We start from the raw sequence: 15,995 nt of genomic DNA on the forward strand, positions 1-15,995 counted from the left end.
AACCAATCTCTCACTGAATACACCCAATCCAGTGTGGGAGCGGGCTTGCTCGCGATGGCGGCCTAGTAGCCGACCAATCTCCAACTGCCCACACCCAATCCAAATGTGGGAGCGGGCTTGCTCGCGAAGAGGCCCGTCCAGCCAGCCAACCTCTCTGGTCTGTTTAAAAATGTTCCAGATAACCAGAACCTTCCCACAAGGTTTTCAGGTTGCCCGTCGGAAGCGCGATCTCTAGCCTGAGTCTGTCGCTGCAAAAATCAGCGACCGGGTTTCGCAGCCCGGTTAAACTTCAGGCGCACAGCGTCCACCATCCGAAAGCGGGCGCTTTTTTATGCCTGTGTCATGGCGGTTGTGCGCGGGATACCTTCGGGTATGCCGGGTGCCTGAAGTCCCGGTCTGCGAACCTGCGTACAGCTGCCACCCTACATTCGTTTCGCAGCGAACGGTTCCGGCTCCACTTACTTCAGGAGTTCCACCATGTTCAAACACACCCCCAATCCCCCAGAATCCGCACCCGAAACCACCCCCGAACGGCCAACCGACCCCGTCTCGCCCTACGCCTTCCTCGATTCTCGCAAGCTCCACGACGCAGCCCTGCGCGCGCTCGATCACTACCTGCTGCCCCAGCCTGAAAAACAGCCCAAGCCCGTCACTCAGCCGAGCACAATCTTCACTGTCCTCCCCGAAGTCGATTCCGAGACCCTGCTGGCTCATGCCTGTGAAACGCTGGCGTCGGCCAATGTCATGGCCAGTGAGTTGGCGTTTACCCTGAGCGGCCCGACGTGCAGTCAGCTGCTTGGCATTCAGCAGATGATTTCGCTCGCTGAGCTGTCGGTAAACCGCGTGCTCGATCAGGTCGATCCGCAAGGCTGACCCACAATAAAAAGCCCGCTGACCTTCACCGGTTCAGCGGGCTTTTTCGTGCAGCGGCAAAAATTACAAGGTGCCGAACACCTTCTTCGCCAGACCGGTCGCTGCAGCAGCCGGATTCTTGCGGATGGTTTCTTCCTGTTTGCCGATCATTTCGAACAGGCCGTTCAGCGCTTGTTCGGTGACGTAGTTTTCGACGTTGGCGCTTTTCGCATCCACTACGCCCAGGGTCGCGGCCTGGCCGGCGAAGGCGTTGTACTTTTGCGCTACGCCGACTTTGTCGGTGGCTTGTTTGACGATGGGCAGGAACTTGGCGCGGATCTGTTCGCGGCTGGTTTTGTCCAGGTATTGGGTGGCCGAGTCGGTGCCGCCGCTGAGGATGCCTTTGGCGTCGGCCACGGTCATTTTCTTCACGGCGTCGACGAGGATCGGCTGGGCCTGGGTCACGGCGCTTTCTGCGGCCTTGTTCATCGCGGTTTCGAGTTCGTCGACCTGGGCGCCCATGCCGAAGGCCTTCATCTTGCCGGCGACTTTGCCGAGTTTGCCCGGCAGTTCGATTTTCACATCCGGGTTGTTGCTGAAGCCGCCCGGGGTGCCGAGTTGTTTGACGGCGATTTGCGCGCCTTGGGTCAGGGCGTCCTTGAGGCCGCCGGCGGCGTCTTGTTGCGAGAGGTCGCTGAGCGACAGTGCCAGAGCGCTGGCAGAGATCATCAGGCCCGCGCACAGGCCGGCAAAGCGAAGGGTAGGGCGGAGCATGGCAGCTTCCTTGAAAGACAATTAGCGAATGGCGTCGACGCGGATTTTCAGCGGCTGCGGATCATTGCCGTCCAGTTGCACGGCGTGGTTTTCGGTGGTGATGAACATCAGCTCGCCGTTGACTTCTATGCGCGCGCTGACTGAGTAGCGGTGGCCGGGTTTGACCTGGGCCGGATCGTAACTCAAGTGGAACGGCAGCGGCACCTGGCCTTTGACCGGGCCTTTCTGTTCGTCGAGGACCACCGCCGGGGCGTCGGCCAGCGACACGTCCTGCAGGCTCACGCTCAAAGTCGCGCTCGGTGGCAGGGCGATGCGTTGCAGGTAGAACACTTCGCCATCGAGGCCGACTTTGCCGGCGGGGGTATTCGACTGGCAGGCGCTCAACAGGGTGGCTGCGGCGAGAAGGGTGAGTTTTTTCATCGGGGCCTCTGAGACTTTTGCGCCGGAAGAATCCCGGCGCCGATGGAAATCTAGCGGATTTTGACGCCAGCGTCAGTGAACAAACGTAAGGGCTTTTCCAGCCACTGCATCAATTTCTGAAACGACAGCGCGCTGGTACTGGGCACCGCGGGAGCCAGTTCGACTTGTTCAGGCGAGATCACAAGACGTTGATGGTAGCGGTTTTCAATACCCGTCAGTGCATAGCGTTTACCGGGCATAACGCTGTCAGGATCATATTTCAGATAAAACCCGGACACTGACTGTTCGTCCTGTTTGACACTTACCAGCTCAACATCGGGAGACTCTGCTTCATGCAGACTGATGGTGACCGCTTCTTCTGGCGCGACAATTTCGGCTTCTTGAGCCTCGACATATAGAAACCCGATCGGGCTCAGGTGCAGGGTTTGGCGATGGGGAGTGTTGTTGACAGTAACGAAGTAGTCCTGCTCGATCAGCAAGGGTATTTGGTCATGAAGGATCTGCACATTGACTTGGTACCTGACGCCTATATCGCCGTAGTGATGAGGGAAGTCGAATTTCCAGCCGGCGTCGAAGATCGCAGCACGGTGCCAGTCCTTGATGTTAACAGGCGATTGGGAATTGAATACTTTGACGCTGACAATGGTTTCATTGACACCATCGGCAGGTGCGTGGAATTCGGGCGGTAGGCGGAAGTCCAGGATTACTGCGCAAGTTTCTTCGTTTAACAGGCTCATCTCGATATCCGTATCGTGATTGATGGAGTGAGCCTATTAATCCATGAATCAACTAACGGGGCCATTGAAGTGCGCGCCCGTTAGTTGTCAGCAAGTTTCAGACTTGTGGTGTATCCGCTGTTTCGGCGGCATCTTCACTGCGATGCAAGGCCACTTGACGAATCGACAGGCGAATCTCCGCCGGCAACACGCGTTTGGCCGCGCCTTCGGCCAGTTCGCCGAGCAGTTCGTGGTAGCTCAGCTTGCCCGCTTCGTCGCGCCGCAGCACGTCGAGGTCGAGCAGGGTCTGGATGAAGTGGCGGAACAGGCTCTTGTCGAAGAACTCCGGGGCGTTCAAACCGTGGAGGATCGACAGGCGCTGGGCCATGACCGTGCACAGGTCTTCCAGCTCTTCGGCGCTGATGCTGTTCTGGCCGCTGTTGAGCAGCAGGGACACGGTCATGTAGAAGCGCTGCAGGGTCTGCGCAATGCTTTTCGACAGCAGGGTCAGCAGCACAAAGTGCCGTGAACTTGGCGCCGGGCGCATATACACGTCCTTCTCGAAACGCAGCAGGCCTTGCTCGACGAAGGCTTCCAGCCATTGATCGACCACGCCGTCCAGTTCTTCCAGCGACCAGCGAATGAACAGCTCCGACTGCAAGTACGGGTACAGCGCGCGGGTGTAGCGCAGGATCTGTTCGCGACTCATGCGCGAGGTGCTCTGGAAGAAGCTCGCCAGCAGCGCCGGCAAGGCGAAAATGTGCAGCACGTTGTTGCGGTAGTAGGTCATCAGGACGGCGTTCTGCTCGTCCAGATAGAGAATCTTGCCCAGCGCATCGTTCTGCTCGGACAGCAGATCCATGTCCTTCACATGCTCGATCAGCGCGCGGCCATCGCCTTCCGGCAGGGTCGTGTGCGGCGAGTAAGGGACTTTGCGCAGCAGCGCCAGATACAGATCCAGCACTCGCGCCATGGCCCGATCATCCAGCGCCAGACGCGTAGTCGAGAGCAGCGCCAGCGCTACCAGGTTGACCGGGTTGATTGCCGCCGCTTCGTTCAGGTGCTGCGCGACTTTCTCGCCGAGGCGATGGGTGGTTTCGTTGAGCCATGCCGGTTTGTACTGCGGGCCGAGTTCCTGTTGGCGCCAGTCTGGCTGTTCGCTGTCGAGGAATTCCGCGAGTTTGATCGGCTCGCCGAAGTTCACCGCGACCTGACCGAAGCGTTGCTTGAGCGCGCCGATGACTTTGAAAATGTCGAAGATCGACTCTTTCTTCTTGCTGGCGCCACGCAGTTCGCCGAGGTAGGTGCGACCTTCAAGAACGCGTTCATAGCCGATGTACACCGGCACGAAAACGATCGGCATCCGCGACGAACGCAGGAAGCTGCGCAGGGTGATCGCGAGCATGCCGGTCTTCGGTTGCAGCATGCGTCCGGTGCGCGAGCGGCCGCCCTCGACGAAGTATTCGACCGGGAAACCTTTGGTGAACAGGGTGTGCAGGTATTCGTTGAACACCGAGGTGTACAGCGGATTGCCCTTGAACGTGCGGCGCATGAAAAACGCGCCGCCACGGCGCAGCAGGCTGCCGATCACCGGCATGTTGAGGTTGATCCCGGCGGCGATGTGCGGCGGGGTCAGGCCGTTGCGGAACAGCAAGTACGAGAGCAGCAGGTAGTCGATGTGGCTGCGGTGGCACGGCACGTAAATCACTTCGTGACCCTGGGCGACCTTCTGCACGCCTTCAATGTGGTTGACCTTGATCCCGTCGTAGATCTTGTTCCAGAACCAGCTCAGCACCACTTCGAGGAAACGGATCGCGGTGTAGGTGTAGTCCGAGGCGATCTCGTTGCCGTAACGCAGGGCCTGGGCCTTGGCTTTTTCCGGGGAGATGTTCTCGCGCTCGGCTTCGTCGAGGATCGCTTGCTTGACCAAGGGCTGGTTGAGCAGGCCCTTGACCAGGTTACGGCGGTGGGAAATGTCCGGGCCGATCACTGCCGCCTTGAGGTTGCGGAAGTGCACGCGCAGGATCCGCTGGGCCATGCGCACGGTGCGTTCGTGGCCCTTGTTGTGCTCGATCAGTTCGCGCAGGTGAATCGGCGCTGAGAATTGCACGCGGGTCTTGCGCCCCAGAACGATGATGCTCAGCAGCCGGCGCAGGCGCCCGGTGACGGCCCAGCTGTCGGCAAACAGCAACTTCCACGGACTGTTTTCGCTGTCCGGCGACTGGCCCCAGAACACGCTGACCGGAATGATCTGCGCGTCTTCGGCGGCGTTCTGGGTCAGGGCGCTGACCAGGCGGGTCAGGGTCGGCGGTGCGCCGCGCTTGTCCTGCCGGCCAAGCCAGTCCGGGTCCGGCGTCAGATAGAAAAACGCCGCCGGTTCGATCAACGGCCCTACCGACACCGGCAGTACCGGACGCGGCAGACCGGCCTTGGTGCACTCGGTGTCGACCACCGCCAGATCGGTGAGCGAAGGGTTTTGCAGGACGTAGAACACCGGACGACTGCGGTCGAGGTTGAGGGTGAGCGACGACTGGTTGATCGTCTCGGAGCGAACCCAGAGGTACAACAGTCGGCGCAAGGTGCCAAACACTAGACGGCGGAACGGGGAACGGGTCATACGGCTTCTGCGTGAGTGAATAAAACCGAGCGTTTGCTCGGGCGGTCGACAGTTTGCCGGATTCATCGAAAATCGGCAAAAAAGCGGCGAAGTAATCTCCTGTTGAGAGTTTTTGCGCCTGTCATATACTCGGCAATCTGTCGCCGGGGCCCTTTATGGACGTCGGGCGCAGGCTGACGTTCCGCAAAGGCTTTCCTGCGAAAAGCCTGTTCAATAATAAAAAAGGAGTATGAACAGATGGCAACACGTGAAACCGGCAATGTGAAGTGGTTCAACGACGCCAAGGGCTACGGCTTCATTCAGCGCGACGACGGGGTGGACGTGTTCGTGCACTACCGCGCGATTCGCGGTGAAGGGCATAGGTCGCTGACTGAAGGTCAGCAGGTTGAGTATGCGGTGGTGACGGGGGAGAAGGGATTGCAGGCTGAGGATGTGGTTGGTCTGTAACACAACCCTCCAAAGCACCCTAAAACCAAATGTGGGAGCGGGCTTGCTCGCGAATGCGGTGTATCAGTCGATATCAATAGTGACTGATACACCGCATTCGCGAGCAAGCCCGCTCCCACATTTGGATCTGCGTTGACAGTTGTTACGCGGTTTTCCAGGTGATCTCTTCTTCACCGTCGGCGCTGATGCGAATCCAGCGATCAGCCGTTTCCTCACCTTCTTCCTCGACCCACGTGCCCGGTGCGCAACGCACCTCGACGTTCAGCGCAGCAAAGGCTGCACGGGCGCAGGCGATGTCGTCGTCCCAAGGGGTCGCATCGCTTTCCAGGTACAGGCTGTTCCATTTGCCCACGGCTTTCGGCAGCCAGGTCACCGGTACATTGCCGGCCTTGCACTTGTAGGTCTGGCCTTTCTGTACCCAGTCGCTGCACGGGCCCAGAGCCTCACCGAGCCAGGCGGAAATCGCCTTGTGGTCGACGTCGGCGTCTTTCAGGTAAATCTCGATATCCGGTTGGCGCATGGATGTCCTCACTGCGGGTCTGAAAAATCCATTCGCGGATTTAGCCGGCCCCGGGCACTTGCCCGAGACCAAAAGTTATTGAAGAACGAAATAATCGTAGCGCATCGACACGGTGGTCACGAACGGCTCGGGCTGTTCGATCACGGCGGCGCGGCGTTCGGCACTGGCGCGCCAGCCGTGGGGCGTCATCGCCAACAGGTTGGCGCGATCCTCGGGCTTGTCCAGCGTCAGTTTGAATTCCAGGGTTTCGCTGTGCGCCAGCGCCATGCCTTCGGGCACTAATGCCAGATGCTTGTCGTCGGTGTATTCGCGCACTTCGTCGTACAGGCGTTCGCGCAGTTCCATCAGGTGGCCGCTGGTCGGGCCGACCTTCATCAGGCCGCCGCCGACGCTGAGCAGGCGCTTGGCCTCTTCCCAGTCCAGAGGACTGAAAACGCTGGCGAGAAACTGGCAACTGCCCGATGCCAACGGCACGCGGGCCATGCTGGCGATCAACCAGGTGATTGCCGGATTACGCTTGCAGGCGCGTTTCACCGCCTCGCGGGAGATGTCCAGCGCGTAGCCATCGGCATCCGGCAAGGCATTGGCAATCTGCGCGGTGTAGTAACCCTCACCGCAACCGATATCGACCCAGCGTGCCGGCGCATAACCCGCCGCCAGCTCGGCCAGACGCTTGGCCACCGGCGCGTAATGCCCGGCATTCAGGAAGTCGCGGCGCGCCTCGACCATGGCCTGGTTGTCGCCAGGATCACGGCTGTTCTTGTGCTGCACCGGCAGCAGGTTCAGATAACCCTGCCGCGCACGGTCGAAGCGGTGGCCGGCGGGGCAGACCACACCGTTATCGACGCTGTTCAGCGGTTCACTGCAGATCGGGCACGCGAGCATCAGGCGAGCAACTTGATCAGGGTCTGGTAGTAGATCTCGGTCAGCACGTCGAGATCGGCCGCCAGCACACGTTCATTGACCTGGTGAATGGTCGCGTTGACCGGGCCCAGCTCAACCACTTGCGTGCCCATGGTCGCGATGAAACGGCCATCGGAGGTACCGCCGCTGGTCGACGCCTTGGTCTCGCGGCCGGTGATGTCTTTGATGCTCGACGACACCGCGTCGAGCAGCGCGCCCGGCTCGGTGAGGAACGGCAGGCCGGACAGTGCCCAGTCGATGTGCCAATCCAGACCGTGCTTGTCGAGGATGTCGGCCACGCGTTTCTGCAGGCCTTCGACGGTGGATTCGGTGGAGAAGCGGAAGTTGAACACCGCCACCAGATCACCCGGGATCACGTTGGTCGCGCCGGTGCCGGAGTTGAGGTTGGAAATCTGGAAACTGGTCGGCGGGAAGAAGTCGTTGCCGTGATCCCAATGCTCGGCAGCCAGTTCGGCCAGTGCCGGGGCGGCGAGGTGGATCGGGTTCTTCGCCAGATGCGGGTAGGCCACGTGACCCTGCACGCCGCGCACGGTGAGCTTGGCGCCCAGCGAGCCACGACGGCCGTTTTTCACCACGTCACCGACCAGCGTGGTGCTCGACGGTTCGCCGACGATGCACCAGTCCAGACGTTCCTTGCGCGCCACCAGACGTTCAACCACCGCTTTGGTGCCGTGGTGGGCCGGGCCTTCTTCGTCGCTGGTGATGAGGAACGCGACCTTGCCCTTGTGGTTCGGGTAGTCGGCGACGAAACGCTCGGCGGCCACGGTCATCGACGCCAGACTGCCTTTCATGTCCGCTGCGCCGCGACCGCAGAGCATGCCGTGCTCATCGATCACCGCGTTGAACGGGTCGATCTGCCAGGCGGTCACCGGACCGGTCGGCACCACGTCGGTGTGGCCGGCGAAGCACAGCACCGGGCCGTCGTCGTTGCCGTGGGTGGCCCAGAAGTTATCCACATCTTCGATGCGCATCGGCTCCAGGGTGAAACCGGCATCGCCCAGGCGCTGCATCATCTGCTTCTGGCAATCGGCGTCGACCGGCGTCACGGACGGACGGCGGATCAGGTCGATGGCGAGTTGGAGGGTCGGCGAAAGGTCGGCGTGGGCCGTCATGGAAAACTCCGGAGTCATGAATGTGGGCGCGGACTGACTGTAGGAGTGAGCCTGCTCGCGATTGCGGTGTGTCAGTCAACTTAAACATTGATTGTTACACCGCAATCGCGAGCAGGCTCACTCCTACAGGGGATAGTGTTCGGTCAGTCAGACCGTTATCCCGCCAAGCCCCGCAAAATGGCGGTTATCTTAAAGCAAAACGGCGACCATTGGCCGCCGTTTAGTGGATCAAAGAGGAATTAGACGACAGGCGCCGGCTCAGGCGCAGCGGCCGGTTTCGGCAGCGACGAGAGGAACGCCATGATCAGCGCCGCGACGTACGGCAGCGACTGCACCAGCAGCATCGCCACCCAGAAGCGCATGTCGTTGCTCGGAATGCCCTGCACCAGGTAGATCCCCAGCGCCGCGCCCCACAACAGCAGCATGATGAACAGCTCTTCGCGAGCTTCGGAAATCGCCACCCAGAAGCCATGGTTGTCGGCGTTTTTCGGCGTGCGGAAGAACGGAATGCTGCTGGTGAAGAAACCGTACAGCACCGCTTTGGCGATGGTGTGCGACAACGCCAGTCCGGCCAGTGCCGCGCAGAACGCATCCTTGAGGTTCACGCCGACGGCGCGACGGTAGAGGAAGATGATCTTGCCGACCTTGAACACGAACAGTGCCAACGGCGGGATGGCGAAAATCAGCAGCGGCGGATCGACCCGTTGCGGCACGATGATCATCGCCGCCGACCACAACAACGCGCCGACGGTGAAGAAAATGTTCATGCCGTCCGCGACCCATGGCAGCCACCCCGCGAGGAAGTGGTAACGCTGGCCACGGGTCAGCTCGGTGTCCTTGCCGCGCAGCAGGCTGCGGGTGTGGCGCTTGATGATCTGGATTGCGCCGTAGGCCCAGCGGAAACGCTGCTTCTTGAAGTCGATGAAGGTGTCCGGCATCAGACCCTTGCCGTAACTGTCGTGGTAATACGCCGCCGACAGGCCTTTCTCGAACACGCGCAGACCGAGTTCGGCGTCTTCACAGATGCACCAGTCAGCCCAACCCAGCTCTTCCAGAACCGAACGCCGGGTCATGGTCATGGTGCCGTGCTGAATGATCGCGTCGCGGTCGTTACGGGTGACCATGCCGATGTGGAAGAAGCCCTTGTATTCGGCGTAGCAGAGCTTCTTGAAAGTGCTTTCGTTCTGGTCGCGGTAATCCTGCGGCGACTGCACCACGGCGATTTTCGGATCGGCGAAGTGCGGCACCATGTGCTTGAGCCAGTTCGGGTGTACGCAGTAGTCGGAGTCGATCACCGCGATCACTTCGGCGTCCTTGGCGGTGTGCGGAATCAGGTAGTTCAGCGCACCGCCCTTGAACCCGGCCAATGGCGCAACGTGGAAGAACTTGAAACGCGGACCAAGAGTCGCGCAGTAGTCGCGCACCGGTTCCCACACGGCTGGGTCTTTGGTGTTGTTGTCGATGATCAGGACTTCATAGTCCGGGTAATCGAGGGCGGCCAGGGCGTCGAGGGTCTGTTTGACCATCTCCGGCGGCTCGTTGTAGCAAGGGACGTGGATCGAGACTTTCGGTCTGTAGTCCGAATCGCCCACAACTGGCAGGAATTCACGCCGGCGCTTGTGGGTCCAGACCGCTTCGGCCAGTTCATGCGCCTCGGTCAGCAACACGATGAACACCCCGAGCGCACCCAGTGCCAGGAGGAAACCCACCGTCAGGCTGAACCACGTGCTGTATTGCTGGCTGTAGTCGTAACCGATCCACACCAGCACCGAACCGCAAAGGAACGCGATAAAGGTCAGGAAGGTCCGGCCGCGCTGACGCAGGGCGGAGCCGTCGATCATCAGCAGGGTCAGCGACAGCAGCGCCAGCACCACCGAGCCGATGGCCAGTACGCGCCATTGCGGAATCGCGACGACCGGGCCTTCGAAGTTGAATTTCTGCTGGCGCGCAGCGTTGAACACGCCCCAGTAGGCGCCCACCGAACCTTCGTCACTGGCCTTCCATGGCTGGTCGAACGCTTCGATCACGAAGTAGTTGAAGCCCTGACGGTTGAGCTTGTTGACCAGCGTGCGCAGGTAGATCGCCTGATCGGCCGGCGACGCATCGGCGCCACCACGCATGCGACCGTTGCTCGGCCAGCCGACTTCGGACAGCAGCAACGGTTTTTTCGGGAACAGCTTTTTCAGGTCACGGGCGCGGTCGAAGACGAATTGCCCGGCCTTGTCGACGGGGATGAATTCCCAGTACGGCAGCACGTGCGCAGCGATCAGGTCGACGTGCTTGGCCAGTTCCGGGTGTTCTTCCCAGACGTGCCACTGCTCGGAGGTGGTCACCGGCACTTTCACCGCCGCGCGCACGCGATCCAGCAGCACGCTCAGTTGCTCGGCAGTGATTTCCTTGCGGAAGATCGCCTCGTTACCGACCACCACGCGAACCACGCTGCGCGAGGTGTTGGCCAGTTCAATGGCGCGCTGGATTTCCCTTTCGTTGCGTTCCTGATCGGGGCTGATCCAGATCCCGAGGGTCACGCGCAGACCGAACTCTTCCGCCAGTTTCGGGATGTCCTGCAGCGAACCGTCGACCGAGTAGATGCGGATGTTGTCCGTCAGCTTGCTCATGATCTCCAGATCGCGGCGCATTTCATCGTCAGTCGGATACTGATCCTTCTGCGGGAATTGGCCCTGCTGGAATGGCGAATAAGAGAAACCGGAGATCTGCTCCGGCCAGTTGGGCGCGGAGACCGGGCGGTTGATCAGCGCCCAGAAACCGGTGAACAGGGCGGCGATTGCCAGAACCACCACCAGGTTGAGACCAAATTTACGCGATGACATAGCTATTTCGGGTTCCAAAGGCTGTGGAACGGAGGATCGGTCGGCTATACGCCCGAGGGGCGCGCATCCTACACCGGCAGTTCGCAAGTCGTACATCGGACAGGGAAATGCCCGACGTTGGGCAGTCCAACCTGATTTAAGTTCTTTAGTTACAGCTTGTAAGAGAAAACTTTGTTGTTCAGTTATAGCAATTCCCCGTGGCGAGGGAGCTTGCTCCCGCTGGACTGCGAAGCAGGCCGCTTCCAAAGGGCCGCTTGGCGACCCGGCGGGAGCAAGCTCCCTCGCCACAAGGTTCGTGCAAACGGCTGCGTTCACCGTTCATAGCGTCAAGGATGCTCTTGGCCGCCGACGGCCCTATAATGCGCGCCGGTTTTTGGGGTAATGGTCATGAGTACAGAAGATCCGCGGTTTGCAGGCATCGCCCGTTTGTATGGCATCGAGGGCCTTGAGCGCCTGCGTGCGGCCCATGTGGCGATTGTCGGCGTCGGTGGCGTCGGTTCCTGGGCGGCGGAAGCCATGGCCCGCTGTGGCGTCGGCGAGATTTCGCTGTTCGACCTCGATGACGTCTGCGTCAGCAACGCCAACCGCCAGTTGCACGCATTGGACAGCACAGTCGGCAAGCCCAAGGTCGAGGTGATGGCCGAGCGTCTGCGCGGGATCAACCCGGACTGCAAAGTGCATGCGGTGGCGGATTTCGTCACCCGCGACACCATGGCCGAGTACATCACGCCGAACATCGACTGCGTGATCGACTGCATTGACGCGGTCAACGCCAAGGCTGCGCTGATCGCCTGGTGCAAGCGCCGCAAGATCCAGATCATCACCACTGGCGGTGCCGGCGGGCAGATCGATCCGACGCTGATTCAGGTCTGCGACCTCAACCGCACGTTCAACGACCCGCTGGCCTCGAAAGTGCGTTCGACGTTGCGTCGCGACTATGGCTTCTCGCGTACCGTGACTCGCCATTACAGCGTGCCGTGTGTGTTCTCCACCGAACAACTGCGCTATCCGAAACCGGATGGCAGCATTTGTTTGCAGAAGAGTTTTGTCGGCGATGGCGTGAAGCTGGACTGCGCCGGCGGGTTTGGCGCGGTGATGATGGTCACGGCGACGTTCGGCATGGTCGCGGCGACCAAGGCGGTGGACAAGATTGTGGCGGGTGTGCGGCGACCGGCTGACCGAGTAAAACCTCAGGTTTGATGCCGGGGCTGAGGGCCTCTTCGCGAGCAAGCTCGCTCCCACAGGGGATTTGTGAACGCCACAGATCCCCTGTGGGAGCTGGCTTGCCAGCGAAGGCGATTAACCGGCCAACTCATTCATCCGCTGGAGCACGGCATTCAAGCCATTACTGCGCGAAGGCGACAACTGCCGCGACAGCCCCAGCTGATTGAACCAATCGGGCAGATCCACCTGCTGCAACTCGGCAGCGCTCAAGCCGTTGACCCGCAACAGCAGCAACGCCACCAACCCACGAATCATTCGCGCATCGCTGGCAGCGCTGAACTGCCAGTGGCCGTTCTGCAACTCACCCACCAGCCACACCTGACTTTCACAGCCATGCACGCGATTGGCTTCACATTTGTCCGCGTCATCCAGCGGCGGCAGACGATCGCCAAACTGCATCAGCAACCGCGCCCGTTGTTCCCAACCGGCGGCATTCTGAAAGGTCTGCAGCGCTTCGGCGGCGGCGAGCGGCAGGCTCATCGCAGCAACTCCAGGGCTTGATCCAGTGCCTCGAAGAAGCGTTCGAGATCCTCCGAGTCGTTGTACAGCGCCAGCGACACGCGAATAGCCCCGGCCAGTTCGAAGCTTTTCAGCAACGGCATGGCGCAGTGATGTCCGGCGCGCACGGCAATACCTTGCTCGGTCAGCAGATGCGCCAGATCGGCGTTATGCACGCCCTCGACGACAAAACTCGCCAGCGCCAATTGCGGCTTGCCCAGCAGACGAATGCCATTGCGGGCGGCCAGGCCTTGCAGCAGGTAGGCGTGCAGCGCCGCTTCGTGGGCCGACACCGCGTCCTGATCCAGCCCGGCCAGATAGTCGAGGGTCGCGCCGAGGCCGATCACACTGGCAATCGGCGGCGTGCCCGCTTCGAAGCCCAGCGGAGCAGGGCGGAAGCGTGAATCGTGATAATTGGCTTCCAGCACCATTTCTCCGCCGAACTGCCATGGCTGCAGTTGCTCAAGTGCCTTGTTGCGCCCGAACAGCACGCCGAGACCATCGGGGCCGTACAGCTTGTGGCTGGAAAACACATAGAAGTCGCAACTCAGCGCCTGCACGTCGTGGCGACCGTGCACCACACCCTGGGCGCCATCGACCACGGTCAGCGCGTTGTGCGCCTTGGCCATCGCCAGCAGCGCCGGCAATGGTTGCCAGGCACCGAGCACGTTGGACAGCTGACTGACCGCCAGCAAGCGAGTACGCGGGGTGATCAGACGCACGGCGGCGCCGAGGTCGATCACGCCGTCGGCGTCCAGCGGCAGGATCACCAGTTTCAGCTCGCGACGTTGTGCCAGTTGCTGCCACGGCAGCAGGTTGGCGTGATGCTCCAGGGCGCTGATGACAATTTCATCGCCCGGGTGGAAAAGATGTTCCAAGCCATAGGCCAGGAGATTCAGCGCACTGGTGGCGCCGTGTGTGAAGATGATCTGCCCGCTGTCACCGGCGTTCAGCCACTGGGCAACCTTGAGCCGACTGTCTTCGAACGCCTGCGTCGCGTGCGCGCCGGGCAGATGCTGCGCACGATGCACATTGGCCGCGCCGTTGGCGTAGTAATGCGTCAGTGCGTCGAGCAGGGCCTGGGGTTTTTGCGTGGTGGCGGCGTTGTCCAGATAGGTCTGGTCTTGCCGTTGCAGGGCGGCGATGGCCGGAAAATCGGCGCGCCACGGGGAGGGAATCATCAAAGTTTTCAGCCCTGGTGAAGAGGGGCGGGATGTACGCCGAACCTTGTGGGAGCGGGCTTGCTCGCGAATGCGTCGTGTCATTCAGCACTGTTGTTGACTGACCGGACGCCTTCGCGAGCAAGCCCGCTCCCACAGGGGGGATCGTGTGGCTGCTTAGTTGTGAGCGTGCAGCGCTTCGTTCAGCTCGATCGCCGATTTGTGGGTTTTGCACTCCACGGCACCGGTTTCCGAGTTGCGACGGAACAGCAGGTCGGTCTGGCCGGCCAGCTCGCGCGCCTTCACGACCTTGACCAGGTTGTTGTTTTCGTCGAGCAGCGCGACCTTGGTGCCGGCGGTCACGTACAGGCCCGACTCGACGGTGTTGCGGTCGCCCAACGGGATACCGATACCGGCGTTGGCGCCGATCAGGCAGCCTTCGCCCACCTTGATCACGATGTTGCCGCCGCCCGACAGGGTGCCCATGGTCGAGCAACCGCCGCCCAAGTCCGAGCCCTTGCCGACGAATACGCCAGCGGAAACGCGGCCTTCGATCATGCCCGGGCCTTCGGTGCCGGCGTTGAAGTTGATGAAGCCTTCGTGCATCACGGTGGTGCCTTCGCCCACGTACGCACCCAGACGCAGACGAGCAGCGTCAGCGATACGCACACCGGCCGGCACCACGTAGTCGGTCATTTTCGGGAACTTGTCCACCGAGAACACTTCCAGCAGCTCGCCACGCAGACGGGCTTCCAGTTGCAGTTCGGCCAGTTCGCTCAGGTCGATCGCGCCCTGGCTGGTCCAGGCAACGTTCGGCAGCAGCGGGAAGATCCCGGCCAGGCTTACGCCGTGTGGCTTGACCAGACGATGGGACAGCAGGTGCAGCTTGAGGTACGCCTCAGGCGTCGAGGTCAGTTGTGCGTCTTCGGCCAGCAGGGTGGCGACCAGCGGCTTGTGGCTTTCGGCCAGACGGGTCAGCAGCTTGCCTTGAACGGCGTCGATGCCTTTGACCGCTTCAGCCAGTTGCGCAGCCTGTGCAGTGGTGAAGGTGATGGCCTGGTTGCCTTCGGTGTAACCGAGGATCGGCGCAACAGCGGCGACCAGTTCGGCCGACGGGTTGAGCAGTGGCTGAGCGTAGAACACTTCCAGCCACGCGCCTTGACGGTTTTGCGTGCCGACACCAAAGGCGATGCTGAACAGAGAGTTGGACATGTGAATACCTCTAGCAATAAGTGACGGGCTGCTTACTTGAGTGCGGCCGCGTAGATGTCTGGCTTGAAGCCAATCAGGGTTCGGTCACCGAGATCGAGCACCGGGCGCTTGATCATCGAGGGTTGAGCGAGCATCAGTTCGATGGCTTTCGACTGGTCGAGATCGGCTTTACGTTCGTCGTCGAGTTTGCGAAAGGTCGTGCCTGCACGGTTCAACACCGTTTGCCAGCCGTGCTCGTCACACCATTGGGTCAGGTGCTCACGGTCGATACCGGCGGTTTTGTAGTCGTGAAAGTCGTAGCTGACAGCGTGTTCATCGAGCCAGGTGCGCGCCTTCTTCATGGTGTCGCAGGCTTTGATGCCGAAAAGGTGCAACGTTTTACTTGAAACGGTCAAGGAATCGCCCCCTTTACAGGTGCTGGAAAAAAATGGTGTCGGATTATGCCATGACCAAACGGTTTCGCGGCGCCTGAGGTTTATCTGCTTGCAGATTACCCTGTGGGAGCGGGCTTGCTCGCGAAAGGGCCGTTTCTGTCGAAATCATTACTCAATGACCCACCGCCTTCGCGAGCAAGCCCGCTCCCACAGGGGATCTGCGACAGGGCTGCGACATAGGTGCAACGGTCAGACGCATCCTAAGCGGCTAATATGGCAGTTCAACGCTGTCGATTGTCTGAGATTTCCGCTTT

15 protein-coding genes are annotated in these 15,995 nt (G+C 60.9%); 3 read left to right on the forward strand and 12 right to left on the reverse strand.

Annotated elements, in window-relative coordinates:
* Positions 1–477: 477 nt before the first annotated feature.
* Complete coding sequence (locus tag ACS4NR_RS27370) at positions 478–873, forward strand: DUF6124 family protein (protein WP_027611012.1); 396 nt, start codon at positions 478–480, stop codon at positions 871–873.
* A 63-nt stretch (positions 874–936) separates the two neighbouring features.
* Here the strand turns inward: ACS4NR_RS27370 and ACS4NR_RS27375 are convergent, their stop codons facing one another.
* From ACS4NR_RS27375 to plsB, 4 genes are all read right to left on the reverse strand, one after another.
* Positions 937–1,626 (reverse strand): DUF4197 domain-containing protein, encoded by a 690-nt coding sequence (locus ACS4NR_RS27375; RefSeq protein ID WP_095138336.1) that lies wholly within the window; start codon positions 1,624–1,626, stop codon positions 937–939.
* A 21-nt stretch (positions 1,627–1,647) separates the two neighbouring features.
* Entirely contained in the window at positions 1,648–2,046 is a 399-nt protein-coding gene (locus ACS4NR_RS27380) for a YbaY family lipoprotein (RefSeq protein WP_095138337.1), read from the reverse strand.
* 50 nt (positions 2,047–2,096) lie between these two features.
* Complete coding sequence (locus ACS4NR_RS27385) at positions 2,097–2,783, reverse strand: hypothetical protein (RefSeq protein ID WP_456018802.1); 687 nt, start codon at positions 2,781–2,783, stop codon at positions 2,097–2,099.
* A gap of 97 nt (positions 2,784–2,880) precedes the next feature.
* A complete protein-coding gene (gene plsB, locus ACS4NR_RS27390) occupies positions 2,881–5,379 on the reverse strand; it encodes a glycerol-3-phosphate 1-O-acyltransferase PlsB (RefSeq protein WP_095138339.1) in 2,499 nt (832 codons plus the stop codon).
* Positions 5,380–5,616: 237 nt separating this feature from the next.
* On the opposite strand from plsB, the gene ACS4NR_RS27395 reads away from it, so the two are divergent.
* Entirely contained in the window at positions 5,617–5,826 is a 210-nt protein-coding gene (locus ACS4NR_RS27395) for a cold-shock protein (RefSeq protein ID WP_003222087.1), read from the forward strand.
* 142 nt (positions 5,827–5,968) lie between these two features.
* Here the strand turns inward: ACS4NR_RS27395 and ACS4NR_RS27400 are convergent, their stop codons facing one another.
* From ACS4NR_RS27400 to ACS4NR_RS27415, 4 genes are all read right to left on the reverse strand, one after another.
* Positions 5,969–6,346 (reverse strand): hypothetical protein, encoded by a 378-nt coding sequence (locus ACS4NR_RS27400; RefSeq protein WP_095138340.1) that lies wholly within the window; start codon positions 6,344–6,346, stop codon positions 5,969–5,971.
* 75 nt (positions 6,347–6,421) lie between these two features.
* Positions 6,422–7,231: a putative RNA methyltransferase gene (locus ACS4NR_RS27405; RefSeq protein ID WP_443534732.1), complete on the reverse strand. Its 810-nt coding sequence runs from the start codon at positions 7,229–7,231 to the stop codon at positions 6,422–6,424.
* A complete protein-coding gene (gene dapE / locus ACS4NR_RS27410) occupies positions 7,231–8,382 on the reverse strand; it encodes a succinyl-diaminopimelate desuccinylase (RefSeq protein ID WP_095138342.1) in 1,152 nt (383 codons plus the stop codon). Before dapE ends, ACS4NR_RS27405 begins: the two co-directional genes overlap by 1 nt.
* Before the next feature lie 239 nt (positions 8,383–8,621).
* Positions 8,622–11,213 carry a glycosyltransferase gene (locus ACS4NR_RS27415; protein ID WP_456018803.1) on the reverse strand — a complete coding sequence of 864 codons (2,592 nt, stop codon included), beginning with the start codon at positions 11,211–11,213 and terminating at the stop codon, positions 8,622–8,624.
* A 381-nt stretch (positions 11,214–11,594) separates the two neighbouring features.
* Here ACS4NR_RS27415 and tcdA point away from each other — a divergent pair, with 381 nt between their 5' ends.
* Positions 11,595–12,413: a tRNA cyclic N6-threonylcarbamoyladenosine(37) synthase TcdA gene (gene tcdA, locus ACS4NR_RS27420; protein ID WP_095138344.1), complete on the forward strand. Its 819-nt coding sequence runs from the start codon at positions 11,595–11,597 to the stop codon at positions 12,411–12,413.
* A gap of 99 nt (positions 12,414–12,512) precedes the next feature.
* On the opposite strand, the gene ACS4NR_RS27425 is transcribed toward tcdA, so the two are convergent.
* From ACS4NR_RS27425 to ACS4NR_RS27440, 4 genes are all read right to left on the reverse strand, one after another.
* Positions 12,513–12,917 carry a SufE family protein gene (locus ACS4NR_RS27425; RefSeq protein ID WP_456018804.1) on the reverse strand — a complete coding sequence of 135 codons (405 nt, stop codon included), beginning with the start codon at positions 12,915–12,917 and terminating at the stop codon, positions 12,513–12,515.
* Positions 12,914–14,119 (reverse strand): aminotransferase class V-fold PLP-dependent enzyme, encoded by a 1,206-nt coding sequence (locus ACS4NR_RS27430; RefSeq protein ID WP_456018805.1) that lies wholly within the window; start codon positions 14,117–14,119, stop codon positions 12,914–12,916. Before ACS4NR_RS27430 ends, ACS4NR_RS27425 begins: the two co-directional genes overlap by 4 nt.
* A gap of 153 nt (positions 14,120–14,272) precedes the next feature.
* Complete coding sequence (gene dapD, locus ACS4NR_RS27435; RefSeq protein ID WP_011332675.1) at positions 14,273–15,307, reverse strand: 2,3,4,5-tetrahydropyridine-2,6-dicarboxylate N-succinyltransferase; 1,035 nt, start codon at positions 15,305–15,307, stop codon at positions 14,273–14,275.
* A 32-nt stretch (positions 15,308–15,339) separates the two neighbouring features.
* Positions 15,340–15,702, reverse strand: a complete 363-nt coding sequence (locus tag ACS4NR_RS27440; RefSeq protein ID WP_003222107.1) for an ArsC family reductase — start codon at positions 15,700–15,702, stop codon at positions 15,340–15,342.
* Between the last annotated feature and the right edge of the window lie 293 nt (positions 15,703–15,995).

The organism is Pseudomonas sp. JQ36 (assembly GCF_053851495.1).

Bases quoted from the DNA above. Each gene is read 5' to 3' on its own strand.
- ACS4NR_RS27370 (WP_027611012.1), top strand. From the start codon at position 478: ATGTTCAAACACACCCCCAATCCCCCAGAATCCGCACCCGAAACCACC.
- ACS4NR_RS27375 (WP_095138336.1), bottom strand. From the start codon at position 1,626: ATGCTCCGCCCTACCCTTCGCTTTGCCGGCCTGTGCGCGGGCCTGATG.
- ACS4NR_RS27380 (WP_095138337.1), bottom strand. From the start codon at position 2,046: ATGAAAAAACTCACCCTTCTCGCCGCAGCCACCCTGTTGAGCGCCTGC.
- ACS4NR_RS27385 (WP_456018802.1), bottom strand. From the start codon at position 2,783: ATGAGCCTGTTAAACGAAGAAACTTGCGCAGTAATCCTGGACTTCCGC.
- plsB (WP_095138339.1), bottom strand. From the start codon at position 5,379: ATGACCCGTTCCCCGTTCCGCCGTCTAGTGTTTGGCACCTTGCGCCGA.
- ACS4NR_RS27395 (WP_003222087.1), top strand. From the start codon at position 5,617: ATGGCAACACGTGAAACCGGCAATGTGAAGTGGTTCAACGACGCCAAG.
- ACS4NR_RS27400 (WP_095138340.1), bottom strand. From the start codon at position 6,346: ATGCGCCAACCGGATATCGAGATTTACCTGAAAGACGCCGACGTCGAC.
- ACS4NR_RS27405 (WP_443534732.1), bottom strand. From the start codon at position 7,231: ATGCTCGCGTGCCCGATCTGCAGTGAACCGCTGAACAGCGTCGATAAC.
- dapE (WP_095138342.1), bottom strand. From the start codon at position 8,382: ATGACGGCCCACGCCGACCTTTCGCCGACCCTCCAACTCGCCATCGAC.
- ACS4NR_RS27415 (WP_456018803.1), bottom strand. From the start codon at position 11,213: ATGTCATCGCGTAAATTTGGTCTCAACCTGGTGGTGGTTCTGGCAATC.
- tcdA (WP_095138344.1), top strand. From the start codon at position 11,595: ATGGTCATGAGTACAGAAGATCCGCGGTTTGCAGGCATCGCCCGTTTG.
- ACS4NR_RS27425 (WP_456018804.1), bottom strand. From the start codon at position 12,917: ATGAGCCTGCCGCTCGCCGCCGCCGAAGCGCTGCAGACCTTTCAGAAT.
- dapD (WP_011332675.1), bottom strand. From the start codon at position 15,307: ATGTCCAACTCTCTGTTCAGCATCGCCTTTGGTGTCGGCACGCAAAAC.